The 14,651-nt window shown below is 38.2% G+C and carries 14 protein-coding genes and 1 pseudogene; 12 read left to right on the top strand and 3 right to left on the bottom strand.

Annotated features, from left to right (window positions below):
- Positions 1-79 precede the first annotated feature (79 nt).
- The 4 genes and pseudogenes from DCC39_RS19640 to DCC39_RS12510 form a co-directional block, all read left to right on the top strand.
- A pseudogene (locus DCC39_RS19640) lies at positions 80-367 on the top strand (LytR/AlgR family response regulator transcription factor); the annotation flags it as partial.
- Between the two features lie 21 nt (positions 368-388).
- Entirely contained in the window at positions 389-1,174 is a 786-nt protein-coding gene (locus DCC39_RS19740; RefSeq protein WP_338066559.1) for an AfsR/SARP family transcriptional regulator, read from the top strand.
- 9 nt (positions 1,175-1,183) lie between these two features.
- A complete protein-coding gene (locus DCC39_RS12515) occupies positions 1,184-4,216 on the top strand; it encodes a hybrid sensor histidine kinase/response regulator (RefSeq protein WP_116555242.1) in 3,033 nt (1,010 codons plus the stop codon).
- A 466-nt stretch (positions 4,217-4,682) separates the two neighbouring features.
- Complete coding sequence (locus DCC39_RS12510; RefSeq protein WP_116555241.1) at positions 4,683-5,360, top strand: flagellar brake protein; 678 nt, start codon at positions 4,683-4,685, stop codon at positions 5,358-5,360.
- Between the two features lie 137 nt (positions 5,361-5,497).
- Here DCC39_RS12510 and DCC39_RS19835 read toward each other — a convergent pair whose 3' ends face one another.
- Positions 5,498-5,602 carry an IS3 family transposase gene (locus tag DCC39_RS19835; RefSeq protein ID WP_116555240.1) on the bottom strand — a complete coding sequence of 35 codons (105 nt, stop codon included), beginning with the start codon at positions 5,600-5,602 and terminating at the stop codon, positions 5,498-5,500.
- 90 nt (positions 5,603-5,692) lie between these two features.
- Between DCC39_RS19835 and DCC39_RS12500 the strand changes: the two genes are divergently transcribed.
- Positions 5,693-6,493, top strand: a complete 801-nt coding sequence (locus DCC39_RS12500) for a methyltransferase domain-containing protein (protein WP_116555239.1) — start codon at positions 5,693-5,695, stop codon at positions 6,491-6,493.
- 180 nt (positions 6,494-6,673) lie between these two features.
- On the opposite strand, the gene DCC39_RS12495 is transcribed toward DCC39_RS12500, so the two are convergent.
- On the bottom strand, positions 6,674-8,158 hold the full coding sequence (locus DCC39_RS12495) for an MDR family MFS transporter (RefSeq protein WP_116555238.1): 1,485 nt from the start codon (positions 8,156-8,158) through the stop codon (positions 6,674-6,676).
- Positions 8,159-9,167: 1,009 nt separating this feature from the next.
- On the opposite strand from DCC39_RS12495, the gene DCC39_RS12490 reads away from it, so the two are divergent.
- The 7 genes from DCC39_RS12490 to DCC39_RS12460 all read left to right on the top strand — a co-directional run bounded on the left by DCC39_RS12490 (position 9,168) and on the right by DCC39_RS12460 (position 13,539).
- Positions 9,168-10,274, top strand: a complete 1,107-nt coding sequence (locus DCC39_RS12490; RefSeq protein ID WP_116555237.1) for an MGDG synthase family glycosyltransferase — start codon at positions 9,168-9,170, stop codon at positions 10,272-10,274.
- A complete protein-coding gene (locus DCC39_RS12485; RefSeq protein WP_116555236.1) occupies positions 10,271-10,882 on the top strand; it encodes a DedA family protein in 612 nt (203 codons plus the stop codon). The genes DCC39_RS12490 and DCC39_RS12485 overlap by 4 nt, the downstream gene beginning before the upstream one ends.
- Positions 10,879-11,685 (top strand): patatin-like phospholipase family protein, encoded by an 807-nt coding sequence (locus DCC39_RS12480; RefSeq protein ID WP_116555235.1) that lies wholly within the window; start codon positions 10,879-10,881, stop codon positions 11,683-11,685. Before DCC39_RS12485 ends, DCC39_RS12480 begins: the two co-directional genes overlap by 4 nt.
- Positions 11,686-11,820: 135 nt before the next feature.
- Positions 11,821-12,387 (top strand): DUF1697 domain-containing protein, encoded by a 567-nt coding sequence (locus DCC39_RS12475; protein WP_116555234.1) that lies wholly within the window; start codon positions 11,821-11,823, stop codon positions 12,385-12,387.
- 114 nt (positions 12,388-12,501) lie between these two features.
- Positions 12,502-12,777: an FAD-dependent monooxygenase gene (locus tag DCC39_RS12470; RefSeq protein ID WP_116555233.1), complete on the top strand. Its 276-nt coding sequence runs from the start codon at positions 12,502-12,504 to the stop codon at positions 12,775-12,777.
- Positions 12,767-12,970, top strand: a complete 204-nt coding sequence (locus DCC39_RS12465) for a hypothetical protein (protein WP_116555232.1) — start codon at positions 12,767-12,769, stop codon at positions 12,968-12,970. Before DCC39_RS12470 ends, DCC39_RS12465 begins: the two co-directional genes overlap by 11 nt.
- Positions 12,971-13,083: 113 nt before the next feature.
- A complete protein-coding gene (locus DCC39_RS12460; RefSeq protein ID WP_116555231.1) occupies positions 13,084-13,539 on the top strand; it encodes an SRPBCC family protein in 456 nt (151 codons plus the stop codon).
- A 172-nt stretch (positions 13,540-13,711) separates the two neighbouring features.
- On the opposite strand, the gene DCC39_RS12455 is transcribed toward DCC39_RS12460, so the two are convergent.
- On the bottom strand, positions 13,712-14,644 hold the full coding sequence (locus DCC39_RS12455) for a sensor histidine kinase (RefSeq protein WP_240613635.1): 933 nt from the start codon (positions 14,642-14,644) through the stop codon (positions 13,712-13,714).
- Positions 14,645-14,651 lie beyond the last annotated feature (7 nt).

Raw genomic sequence — 14,651 nt, 5'->3', positions numbered from 1 at the left:
CCATATGTGGATAATTATAAATTCCCTATAAAACAGCAAAGTTTCAAAATTTACTCCTCAGAGCTGTGATGAAGAGGACGCACTTGATCTTTTAGAAATATTATTGCAGCAAATTGGGAATGTAACGATTTCTGGACGCTACTCTGACCCCATTCATGCTTTGAAAGCCATTGAGAAGATGGAAGTTGATCTTGTTTTCCTTGATATCGAAATGCCCGGACTTAAAGGAACGCAAGTTGCTAGAGAAATAAAAAACATGACTCCCCAACCAATGATCGTGTTTACTACCGCTTACTCAGAGTATGCCGTTGAAGCATTTGAAATTCAATCAGATGATTACTTATTAAAACCGTTTACATTGGAAAGATTGCAATTGTCCATCACACGTATGGAGACACGGACTTCAGAACGTCAGTCCTTTCAAATGGATGACACCCCGACTTCTATTCAGTGTATGGGAGGATTTTATCTCCATATACTCGATGGCAAAAAACGCACACTAGCATGGAAAACAAATAAAGAAAAAGAGGTGTGCGCCTTTTTGATTTATCATCGTGATAAGCCTGTGGATACAGATGTCATCATTGAAGAAATTTGGCCAGAGTATGATTTGAAAAAAGCGAAAAGTTATTTATATACTTGCTTATCTTATTTGCGAAAAAGCCTGCTGGAAAATGGATTTCCGGCAAAAATAAATAAATTCGGAAAAGGGTTTACCTTTTTCGCAAATGGTTTGAAGAGCGATGAGGAAATGTTTACAGAAATATTGCAAGAAATTATATCAAAAGACAACTTGAATGGTAAGATATACCGTCAAATGAACGCCTTGTATAAAGGGGAGTACATGGAAGGCTGTGGGTATCAATGGGCGGTGAGCAAGCAAATTGATCTAAAGAAATTGTATATTCGTGCATTGCGTAAGTTTTACGAATATTTTAAGAATCGCAATGTGGCGATGGCAGAGGAAAGCCTGCAACGTGTTTTGACGATCACGCCTGATTCAGAGAAGGATGGAAGAGAACTTATTCAGTTATATATGGAATCTGGAAAGAGGAATGAAGCATTGAATGTTTACAAGCAATTAGAGCAAGTTGTTCACAATCATTTGGGCATTGAACTTGAGAATGAGACATTGCAGTTATATAAACAAATGAATTTACATTCATACCAATAAGAGAAAATTATGAAAAAAAAACTAGGATCAGCAGCCATTACATTTATTATATTCATATTGATCTTTACAGTTCTTTATAAGGTGTTTGCATATGGGACGAAACAAACCCCTAAAGCGGAAGCGGGCTATTTAGATCTTACAAACTGGGACTTTTCAACAGATGCACTTGTTCCTTTAAATGGGGAATGGGAATTTTACCCGAAGCAGCTCTATTCTTTTGATGATCTTTTATCCCATCCAGACAAACTAGATTCAGAGAAAATCAATGTGCCTGGAAACTTTTATAGCAAGATGCAATCATTAGGCGTGGCTACATACCGGCTGCATATTAAGGTAAATCATGTCGATCAAGTGTACGGGTTGAAAACCTCATCGATTCGACTGGCCAATCGTGTGATCGTTAACGGTAAAACAATTGGAGAAAGTGGGGAAACGGCGTTAAAAAAGGATTATAAAGCGGAAAACAAGCCCTATGCAAGCTATTTTAATTTACAGCCGGGATGGAATGACATCATTGTTCAAGTTGCCAATTATGACTTGCGAGGAATGGGTGGCATCAATGGTTCCATTTATTTGGGCTATGCCGAGCAAATTTCTAACCTGCGTGATAAAGCACTTGCCTATGATTTGATTATCGTCACATCCTTTCTCATCATGGGGTTGTATTTTGTCGGTTTATACTCACAGCGCAAAGAAGATTACACGCTTGTTATTTTCGGACTCATATGTATTTTTTCCGCAATTTATATAGCAACGAGTGGAGAAAGAGTACTTTATGATATTTTTCTTAACATTCCTTTTTGGCTTTATTATCGGATACAGATGCTTTCTTTAATAGGGGCTGGGATGGGATTCTATCTCTATGTTTATACAGCGTTTCGCCCTTATTGTTCAAGAACAACCGTTTATGGTGGATTGGTCATCGGGATCATCTTAGGAATACTGGCTGTTAGCATGGCCAGCTACCTTTATGCAGGTGTATTTTTGCCAATTTTAACGGCATTCGTTACAGTATCATTACTGTATGCTACTTATGTCTTCCTATTGGCGGCTCTTCATAAAGTAGCTGAAAGTATGTATCTGGTGATTGGGGCGATTTCTTTAATTGCTTATGCATTGATTCAAACGGCGAATGCTTATTTTGCCACACCTGTTTATAAAATGGTCCCTTTTGAACCTTTCCTTTTTCTGTTAATGTTGGCATTATTGATGTCACTAAGGTTTTCGAATGACTACCGGAAAATCCGGGAACTCTCTGTACAATTGCTCAAAGCAAATAAATTGAAAGATGAGTTTCTTGCAAGAACGTCTCATGAGTTTAAGTCTCCATTGCACGGTATTAAGAATATTTCAAGGTCGATGCTAGACAATTCGTTTTATCCTTTGCACAATGAACAGCGTGAAAGAGTACAACTGATCACAAACATCACTGATCGACTTTCACAGTTGGTATACGATATATTGGATTTTTCCAAGCTTAAAGAGGGAGAGTTAACCGTTAATCCAGTTCCAGTTGATGTTCACTTTGCTGTCGGTGTTCACTTGCGCATTTATTCCTTTCTAGCCATGGATCGGAACATTCGCTTAGAGAACCATGTCCCTGACCGATTGCCGTATGTGTTTGCTGATGAAACCCGTTTCGGTCAAATTATCGGCAACTTGCTCGATAATGCTATTAAACATACCGAGAATGGAGTCGTAGACGTACAAGCGAAAGAGCGTAACGGAAAGATTGACATTTCCGTTCATGATACGGGTGAGGGGATGGATGAGGACGAGCTACCGTTTATTTTCGAGCCTTTTCGTACACTTGATTCCTCGATGGAAAGTCGTAGTATCGGCTTAGGCTTATCGATTGTCAAGCAGCTTGTTGAACTTCAAAATGGTGAATTAACGGTTTCCTCTATTAAAGGGAAGGGAACGACGTTTACGTTCACTCTTCCGATCGCAAAAATCAAGGATAAGCCGAATAAAAATTATAAGAACTCCAGTCAGATTATAAAGCAACCAGAGTACTCGTTTCCCACGCCTTACGATTTGGATCAGAATGGGAAATATACCGTTTTGATTGCTGATGACAACTTTTCTAATTTGAAAATATTAATCGATACGCTTCAATCGATCGATTGTAATGTCATTGCTGTACAAAACGGTATTGAGGCAATGGAGATCATCAATCAGTCGAAATCAATCGATTTAGCCATTTTGGATTTGATGATGCCGGGAATGTCCGGTGACGAAGTTTGCCAAGCGATACGAACAAAGTATACTTTAACAGAGTTCCCTGTTCTCATGGTCACTGCCGCCATTCAACCGCATGACAAAGTGGCTGCATTTGAGGCAGGAGCCAATGATTTTTTGCCAAAGCCATTTGACTTGGATGAGTTGAAAGCAAGAATCAGTAGTTTGCTTGCGATGAAGGAATCTTTCAGCAAAGCACTTGATCTAGAAGTGGCTTTCTTGCAGTCGCAAATCAAGCCGCATTTTCTGTATAACGCCTTGAATAGCATTGTAGCTTCAAGTTATACAGATGTCGAAAGATCACGAAAATTAACTACGAATCTAGCGGATTATTTACGTGGAAGCTTTCAGTTTAGTAATATTCAAAAACGGGTGTCCTTTAAACAGGAGTTAAACTTAATCAAAACCTACGTTGAGATCGAAAAAGCACGTTTCAGGGATCGTATTCGTGTAGAATATGATGTTGAGGAAAAGATGCACGATGTCAATTTACCACCGCTTTTAATTCAACCGCTCGTTGAGAACGCCATCAGGCATGGCATTGGAAAGCGAGTCGAAGGTGGGACGGTGAAAATCAAGGCCTATAGGCAGGACGGCTATGATTGCATTGAGATTGAGGATGATGGTGTGGGTATGTCGGAAGAGCAAATAAAAGCCCTATATGAAGAACCGACTGCACAAAAAGGGGTGGGGCTAAAGAATATAAATAGCCGGCTGAAATATGAGTATGGATCAGGGCTAGATATTCAAAGCAAGAAAGAAATGGGAACGAAAATTATTGTACCCATTCCTTGTGAATGAGCGTAAAAGCACCTAAAAATTGAAAAAAATAGCTGATTAACCGGATTTTTTGTCGTCAAAGCGATAAGAAATCTGGTTTTTTAAGGTTTTTTTAAGGTCTAGGGTCGTATCATGTTTAAAAAAAGGAGAGGATTGGGGGATGATTATAAAGTGAGACTTCCATCAGTGGGGGCTTAGGCCCACAGGAAGTGGTCATGCAGACGTTGCCACACGATGTGGCGTTCTTAGTCTGCGAACCCATTGACCCACTGATAGCTAGCGAAACTTATCGGGGTGTTAGGATCCGTTATTCCCCAATTAAACTTCTTCGATTTTTTCAAGTCTTGAAGTGGGGGTCTTGTCCGGCATTAGGACCTAGCCCTTCAGCTTTTCTGATGACGGACGGTTGCACCGGGATAAATTTAAGGAGGGTGCAAATTTAAGATTGTCATTCTCAAATTGATGCTAAAAGACAAGGGGATTATTCATGATCAAAAATTCGAATAACATTGAATTTTGGAAAGGTCAATTGTTCGAGCTTCAAACCGCGGATAGAGAGATCTTTTTCACACAATTAATTAAGAATGGTGATGCCAGTCTTCTTATTCAACGACCTGTGAATAGAAAGAACATGTTTATGCCTATAACGAGTAACTTGCCCATAACGGTCTACTATTATGATGATGAACAGCAGGGGTTGTATACATTTGAATCAAACATTGAATTATATCAAAACAGACAGGTAGTGATGGGTAAACCATCCGTCGATTCTATAAAAAAAGCGGAGAGGAGACGTTATTTTCGGGTACAAGTAGGGGTGGAAATGCGTTTATGCTTGCAGTCTCCAGACAACTCCAGTGAAATTGAATACACGACGCTTCTTACTCATGACATAAGCGGAGGAGGACTCTCTTTTCTTTATCCAGATAAATTGGTTGAAAAAGGAGATTTAGTTGTAGGGACTTTACACTTGAAAACAAAAAATGATCAAAAAAAAATAGGGTTCAACGGCAAAGTAGTCAATATGATAAAACTACAAAATAAATTTTTTAGAATTTCATTAGAGTTTATTCAAATGAAAGAACCAGTGAGAGCGGACATGATAAAATTTTGCATGACTAAACAAATTGAATTACGTAAAAAACTGAAACACTATTCAATTTAAAAAATACGATTAACTGGATTTTTTGTCGATAAAACGACAGGAAGTTTGGTTTTTTTAAGGTTTTTTGTCGTATCATCTTAGAAAATGGAAAGAAATGGGGGTTTTTTATGTTCTTAGCAGCATGATGGTGCAAAATTTTAACAGATTAGTAGTTTAAATTTACCATCTTTAGGGCTGAGACCGCTTAGTCGTTTTTGGCATCTATCGTAATTATAAAATTGTATGTACTCATCCACCCTCATACTTATGTAAATAATACTTCTCACATTCCTCTTGACCAAAAAATAAATAGGTGGTAAATTATCGAAAATATTCTAAAGGAGGGAGTTTTTATGACATCTCATATAGCGAAGGAGAGAGCGAAACTTACAAAAACAAGCATTATCGATGCTCGAACGCTGGAAACCTCAAATAAAAGATTAGCTGAAATACTAAAACCCGGAATGACTGTACTTGACGTTGGTTGTGGCACAGGGGCGATAACTTGTGGGATCGCAGAAAAGGTAGGTTCAAGGGGGCGTGTGATTGGGGTTGACAATAATCCGCAATTAATAGAAAAAGCACGCCAAAACTACAAGGACGTTCCGAGATTAACGTTTGAAATTCAAGATATATATGACCTTCCCTTTCAAAATCAATTTGATATTGTAACTTCTTCAAGGGTCCTTCAATGGCTGTCTAATCCACAAAAGGCTTTAAATATGATGGTACAGGCCACAAAAATAAATGGCTTTGTTCTAGTCCTTGATTATAACCACGACAAAATAGTTTGGGAACCAGAAGTGCCGAAAAGTATGCAGCATTTTTATGAGTCCTTTTTACGTTGGCGTTCTGAGGCTGGTATGGATAATGCAATTGCCGATCACCTTCCGGAGATGTTTAAAGAAGCAGGCTTAATTAATGTAAAAATAACTCCCCAACATGAAATGGCCGAAAACTCAGATGAAGAGTTTCAAACTCATATTACCATTTGGGCAGAAGTTGCTCAGTTTAAAGGAATCCAGATGGTTAATGACGGATTTATTAGTGAAAAAGAAAGGGCACAGGCTGAGGAAGACTTTCGAAGATGGATAAATGAACGTGCTAAATCACAAAAGATGTATTTATTAGCAGTAGAAGGTATGAAGAAATAATTAGTATTGGCTCATTGAAAAAATAACCCAATCAAATATCATAAAAGAGCATGTTTTGAACAATCTCTTCTTCAAAATATGCTCTTTTGTATTTTTTTCCTGTAATTCCTTCATCTTGATTTTAAACCAGGCTCACTGGAGTCAGATCCGAAATGAGTAAACGGCATTTAATCATTTTCTTTATCTCTCTTTTTGGGGCAGTTCATCTATTTCTTTCGGTACGGCACGGTAAACAAACAACGCCATGATGATCGCTGCGATGGATATAGCAAAAGCAATGAAATATACGAGTTCAACACCAGCCACCATCGCCTGATTGATTGTGGCAGGGTCCTGTGGATTATTCGTATTTTGCAAAAAATGAAGTTGCCTTGCATTCATGATACTGATAAACACTGAAACGCCAATTGCTCCCGCAACAGGCTGCAATGTCGTCATGACTGCAGTTCCATGTGGATACAACCGTTTGGGCAGCTGATTTAATCCATTTGTTTCTGCAGGCATCATGGTTGCCGAAACAGCTAACATTAATAAGATATATCCAACGATGATGACCCATAGAGGTGTGTCGATATTTAATCTGCTCATCATAAACATCGTTCCACTTAGAACAATGGTTGCCGGAACCATCAAAACGCGCGGTCCAAATTTGTCAAAAAGATGGCCCATAAACGGCGACATTGCCCCGTTCAGTATGCTTCCTGGCAATAAAACTAACCCCGCTGTTGCCGCAGTTAAAGCTAATGGTCCCTGCATATAAATCGGTAAAATAATTTCTGAAGCAAACATCGCCATGATAATAATTAAAAACATCAAAACCGCGTGTGTATACATTGGATATTTAAAAACCCTTAAATCCATTATTGGTTCCTCAAGCTTTAATTGTCTCATTGAAAATAAAACGATGCCAATGATTCCGGCAGTTATCGCGATATATACATTTGGGCTAAAGAATCCAGCTTCACTTTCCCCTGCAGCACTGAATCCATAAATAACTGCTCCAAACCCAATCGTTGAAAAAATAAGTGATATGATATCAATCTTCGGCCGGGTAATCTCTGAAACATTGATGAGGTACTTATAAGCAAATGCGATTGAGAATAAAGCAAATGGGATGACGGTAATAAATAAATAACGCCAACCTAAATATTCAACAATAATTCCTGACAGAGTTGGTCCAATGGCAGGAGCAAACATGATAACAAGGCCAACGATCCCCATAATTTTGCCACGTCTATTTGGTGGGTAAATTAATAAAAACACATTAAATATAATGGGCATAAGCAAGCCTGTTCCAATTGCCTGGGTTAACCGCCCAACTAACAAGATCGGAAAAGTTGGTGCAAAAGCACTGATCGTCGTTCCGATGGTAAAAACAATCATGGTGCCTAAAAATAATTGTCTGGTAGTGAACCATTGCAGTAATAAAGCGGAAATCGGAATCACAATCCCCATGACTAGCATGAAACCTGTTGCCATCCATTGAACCGTTGGCAACGAAATATTAAATTCATGCATCAATGTTGTAAGGGCAATATTCAGTAACGTCTCGTTCAATATTGCAAAAAAAGTACCGATGATTAATGAAAGCATTATTGGCATCACTTTTACATTGGGATCGTCTGCCAAAAATTCATATTTTTTTGGTTCATGACTATCTTTCATTTACGAAAAACTCCTTCTGTCTACATACGTTGAACAAAAGAATTTTAAACACAGTTTGTTTGAGTTTGGCAAAGATGCATTCAAGACACTTCGAGGCCTTCCGAGCGACTGAAAGCAAAAGCAATATTGACCGCTCTTCGGTTCCCTTCGTTTAGCTATCCAAACTCAAAGGACTGCTATTAAAATCTTTTGTTCATTTTATATAGGTTATTTAATATAAAGTAAGTTGAATTTGTGTGAGAAATGTTGTGTGAGAAGTAGACGGAAAAAGAGGAATGCGCAATTGATTGAAGAAGAATATCCAAAAAAACAGCTTTCTATAATCAGTGTACGCAATTTAATGCTTAAGAAACAAAAAGGAGGAGACGTGTCTCCTCCTCTAATCGTCCATATAGAGTTTTCTTAAAACAGACAGACCCATTCCGAATACTCTACACACAAGTAGAGTCTTTTTTGCTATTCAATTAGGCAAAAAAAGTAAATCGGAATCTTTTGAGTGTCATTTTAATAAAGTCCTCCGTTCAAAAATGATAGAGTAATCTTAACACGATGTTTAAGTATTAGCAAGAATTTTTAGCCCGCAATACAGAAAATATAATGGCTTCCCTTACTATTGTTAAGATTTGATAAAGTTTGTTTTTTGACAATTTTGCCATTTCTTTATAATATCAATTTATTAATCATGCAAATCGTTTACTACGAGGGGGGTTCGATGGATTTTTTCTTTTTATCACGATTTTTCTAAATTTAGCTTCGCAGCTTCCTCTAAGTGGACGGCTGCGGCGTGATAAATTCCGTCTTAAGCCTTAGAAGTTTTTTAGGCTCTGGTTGGTTCAGCCGGCATAAAGCTTGTTGTAAGCTTACTTTATCCCGGTGCAACTGTTCGCAAGCTCCCCATTTCAAGGGTTAGAGTTTCGAAGGAGTCTAATTGGGGGATAACATAACGGACACTAACACTCCAATAAGTCTCGCCTTATTGTTGTATGAATCATCGAAAGGAAGAGAAGTAGTGAAGAAGATCTTATTTTTCCCACTTCTAAGGATGCCTTCGGGCCATCATCAGGTCGCAGATACAGTTGCGGGCTACTTAAAAAAAAGGGATTCTAACCTCTTATGTAAAAAAATAGATTTATTAAGTGCTTGGAATCCGTTGGTGGAAAGCGTCGTTACAAAAACCTATCTTGAGTGGATTCGTCATTTTCCAAAAACATATGCTTGGGCTTACAAACAAATGGCGCACACTTCAAAATCCGGGCGTTCATATAAATATTATGAGTTTGTGTTTTTGAAGAAGATGAAGAAGATCATCTCTGAAGAAAACCCCGATCTGATTTTTTGTACACACGGTTTCCCATCATATTTTCTGAGCAGATTGAAGATGCAGAATGAATGCCAAGTCCCGGTGATTAATGTTTACACAGATTTTTTTATTAATGATGTTTGGGGAAGAGAGGGGATTGATTATCATTTTGTTCCTACACAAGCAGTAAAAAAAGACTTAATGATAAAAAACAAAATTTTGGAAAATCAAATTTTTGTTACCGGAATTCCAATCGGTGAACAATTTGAAAGAAAATTAAAACTGATAAAAATGAACGTGAAATGGAATGTTCTTGTCTCAGGGGGAAGCATAGGACTTGGAGGCATAATTGATTTATTGCCGCGGCACAATAACAATAAAGGAGTAAAATACTTCGTTTTATGCGGTAAAAATAAAAGCCTTTACCAAAAAATTGCAAAGCTTCATTGTGAACATATCCATCCACTGCCTTACATTTCATCACGAGAAAGAATGAATGAACTGTACAGTAAGGCGGATGCCGTTATTACAAAACCGGGCGGTGTGACAGTCAGTGAAGCTTTGCATAAAGGGCTTCCGGTGTTCATCCATTCTGCTCTTCCCGGGCAGGAGGAAATCAATTTAAAGCTGTTAAAGGAACGAAAGCTTGTGTACGAATTAAATGATAGGCAATTACTGGAAGATCAAATGATTGGCTTCTTTAAGGATAAATCGTTAACAGATCAGTTTAATGAATCATTAAAGACTTACTTAAATGAATTACAAGCTGGAGATCCCGATAACATATACAAATTTATAAAAGGAAACGTTCTATGATTCAGCAATTTTTAGAATGGCTTAATGCAATTGGCCTTCCCGGTTTATTTCTAGTGATGTTCCTGGAAGGCTCATCCTTGCCATTTCCAGGTTTAATTATTGTGCTTTCATATGGGTATTTGTTGTCACCTGGGTATTTGAACTCTGTTTTCATCGCAGGAGGTATGAGCATTTTTTATAGCCTTGCCAGCCTAATCCCATATTTTTTAAGTATGAAACTCGAAGGATATTTTCCTAACAGACTAAAAAAGAAGTTAAAGAAAGGGATCTCATTTTTTAATCGATATGGCGTATGGAGCATCGCTTTATCTCGTCCATTTGGCATCGGCAATTATATTTCGTATGTCGCCGGCATGAGCAGAGTCCATTTCTTCAAATATTTTGTTTTAACTTTTTTAGGAATATATCCTTGGTCGTACATCATGATTCTTCTAGGAGATTATTTCAATGGGAATTACGAGGCATTTAAAAATTATTTCAGTTCATACAGCATCTATGGTTATGTGGCTGCATTCGTTGCCATAACGGGGATGATACTGTTTTATTATAAAAAATCGAAACGCAAAAAAGACGAAAGATCTGAAATGGAAGAAGGGGAAAATAATTGAAACAGACGGGAGTTTCACTAGGGGGCGGTTCCCTCAGGGGAGTTGCCCATATCGGTGTATTACAAGAATTAACACGGAATGATTTCAAAATCACTCACATCGCTGGAACAAGTGCAGGATCTGTGATCGGTGGTCTTTTTGCATGTGGTATGGATCCAGGAAAGATGAGAAACGTTCTTCACAAATTATCCATTTATCGCCATATTGACATAGGTTTCAACAGAAAGGGTTGGATTAAAGGAGATCGCATCTATAGAACATTGCTAAGATTGACAGAAGGAAAGCATTTTTCAGATTTGGATCTTCCATTCGCCGTCATTTGTGTGGATCTGATTTCTGGAGAAATGGTCGTCATTGATTCTGGAGAAGTGGCGCTTGCCATTCGTGCAAGCATTGCGATTCCAGGTATATTTTCCCCGGTGGAAATCAACAATAAATTATTAGTGGATGGCTATATTCTAAACAACAACCCCGCAGATATTGTCAGAAGAATGGGGGCGGAAAATGTGACATCTGTCAGAGTTCGAAGCTCAAATCCTCATTATCCATCCAATCTATTATCCGTTTTGAATCGATATATTGATATTGCAAGCCAAAAGAATACAGAGCGTTGCCTAGAGGAACATACTGATCTTTTAATCGATATTGATTTGCAAGATATAGGAAGATTTCAACCGAAATCTTTATCAAAAGCCATTGCATTGGGACAAGCAGAAACAAGGAGGGTATTACTTAATAGAACAGATAAGAAGAGTCGCAGCAAGGTGATATATATGGATAATTGGTTTCGGAAAATTCATTAAAAAGAACAGCATAAAGGAACTATCGGCATGTTAATAAAAATTGCATGATTTCCATCCGTTCACTTATCATCAAACTAATTGAACGGATGTTTTTGTTATTTGCTAGGATAAGTAAATTTGCTGGGGGGAATCGCCATGATCTATGTTGCACTTCTTCGAGGGATTAATGTCGGGGGGAACAATAAAATTGACATGAAGTTGCTGAAACAAACGTTTGAACGAGTAGGCATGAAGTCTGTTGTGACCTATATTAACACAGGTAATATTATCTTTACACACGATAGTCTTTCAAAAACAGAAATATCCCACATTCTTGAAAAAGGGATACACGAAGATTTTGGATTACAAATTAAAGTTGTCGTTCGCAGTATTGAAGAAGTCGGAAAAATCTTCAACGCGATTCCAGATACATGGAAAAACGACAAAGAAATGAAAAGTGATGTCATGTTTTTATGGGATGAGGTTGACGATGAATCGGTATTGGAGAGTCTGCTCATCAAACCGGAAATTGATACGGTGAAATATGTGCCCGGTGCGATTCTTTGGTCAGTTGACAAGAAAAATGTAACCAAAAGCGGAATGCCGAAGATTATTGGAGCGAAGATCTATAAACAAGTAACGGTTAGGAATGTCAACACAACGCGTAAAATATACGAACTTATGCAAGCTAATTTTGAGATGCAAAAAAATAGCAATCGATAAAATATGCGGGTATTTCATATGCTCATATTTAACTTTTCATCTTTATATTGAAAAGGTGGTCTTTAATGCGATAATTAAGAAAAGTAGAACTTAGTATCGAGGAGAGAGATTAAGTTGACAAAAACTAATACTGCTATGGGCGGTGGCATTGGAGGGCTTATTGCTGCCCTTAAACTTCACCGCGTTGGCGTATCAGTGCGTGTATGTGAAAGTGTGGAAACCATTAAAGCGCTCGGAGTTGGGATTAACCTTTTGCCCCATGCCGTACGGATACTGACTGATCTGGGATTGGAAAAGAAGCTTCAGGAGACAGATACCTACTGCAGAATTAATTTATTTCAACAAATACGGTCAAAAGATTTGGCAGGAGCCAAGAGGATTGGATGCTAGTTATAATTATCCGCAATATTCCATTCACCGTGGGCGATTACTTATGCGTCTTCTTAAATCTGTAAAAGAGCAAATAGGTAAAGAAGCAGTTATCACTGGACATCACCTCAAATCCTTTCAAGCAATGAATGATCGTGTTGAAGCACAATTTGTGAATCGAAAAACAGGGGAAAATCTGCCATTACTACTTTAATTCAGGGTTCCTACGTTTGAAAGCAAAAAATAGCAATCGATAAGAAATATGTGAGCTTTTCATATGCTATGCTAGCATTTAATAATATATATTTGAATGTAGGAGTTGATAGTATGTCTGTACCGGTTGTTAAGACAGAAATGCTTATTAGAAAACCAGTTGAAGAAGTGTTTGAGGCTTTTATCGACCCGGCAATTACTACGAGATTCTGGTTCACTAAAAGTAGCGGAAGATTAGAAGAGGGAAGGCATGTCCGGTGGGATTGGGAGATGTACGGTGTTTCGGATGACGTTTATGTAAAAGAAATTGAACAAAACAAGCGTATTCTAATCGAATCGTCGGACAGCACCACGGTCGAGTGGATCTTTACTCCCCGAACAGATACTGAAACTTTTGTCACGATTACGCCCTCAGGTTTTACAGGAAATGGAGATAATATCGTAAATCAAGCCATTGACTCAATGGGAGGATACACGATGGTGCTCTGTGGGCTAAAGGCACTTCTTGAGCATAACATCTCCTTGAATCTTGTAGCGGACAAGGCACCTGATGCCCATGTTAAACGTTAAAATCGCCTGTCAATAATTGGGTAGATATTTGCTAAAAACGACTCCTCATTCTCAATTTGGATGAAGGTCGCCTTTTTATGGCTGTCTAATTTATATAAGAATAAAAACAGCAGTTTTTTAATTTTTTGATGTTTCTTATTTAGTATAATCTATTAAGCATATCCCCAACGCATTATTGAATCGCTGGGAACTTGATTTTTACGGTGAACTCTTCGTCTTTATAAACAAAATCCAAAAAGCCGCTGTTCTCATCTACGATATCCTTAATTATCTTTGTTCCCAGTCCCTCATGTCTGCTACCCTTCGTCGTTTTCCCATACGTTTGAAATAAGTGATCAAGGACGGATGTCGGGATCGGCAGGCTATTATTTTTACAAATAAGTAAAAACAAGCCGCTTCGTTTATAAAATTGCAGGCTGACCTTCGCTTGTTCTTTTCGCTTCTTTTGCCATTCTTCACTAGCTTCAATGCTATTCGTTAAGAGGTTTCCAATCAGCTTTACTATCTCTGCATCCGGAAGCGGCAATGTCGACAACGGGAGATCAAGGTTATAGACGACCTCAATTCCCGACGCCTTAGCCCTCCCGTACATTTGATGTAGAACTCCGGCAACAATTCCACGTTCGCCTCTGATTGAAAGATTTGTTTCCTCATATCCATCTACCAACTCATCGAGATAGAGTTTTGTCTCATCGGCTTTTCCATTTTCAAGCATGAAGTGAATGGCGGAAACATGCTTGAGAAAATCATGGCGCTCACTGCGGACAATCCGGAATGTCTCATTAAAGTGGTTAATTTGTTCCTTTAACAGATTGTTTTCCTGTGTCAAAGTGGACAGTTTTTGGGAAACCTTCAGCCTAAATAATTCAATCCCGATAAAAAGGATAGCAAGTATAATATAAGTCCATGATGGCTTTAAGACGACATAAATTACGACAAGCAGCAGTTGCAAGGAAAAAAGAAGCAAATTCCACTTTACGCCCAATATAGAAATATGTACGATACAGTTTTTATAAAAATAATAGAGTCCTGCAGTGACGAGCAAGCAAATGAGATAGATAGGTATTTCCCTAGGAAGCAGAAGTGAAAGCCTCTCCAGATGCACGATACAG

Source organism: Pueribacillus theae (genome assembly GCF_003097615.1).
Classification (GTDB): Bacteria; Bacillota; Bacilli; order Bacillales; family UBA6769; genus Pueribacillus; species Pueribacillus theae.
The sequence above is the reverse complement of the archived record's forward strand: the minus strand, read 5'-3'. Positions and strand labels throughout refer to the sequence as shown.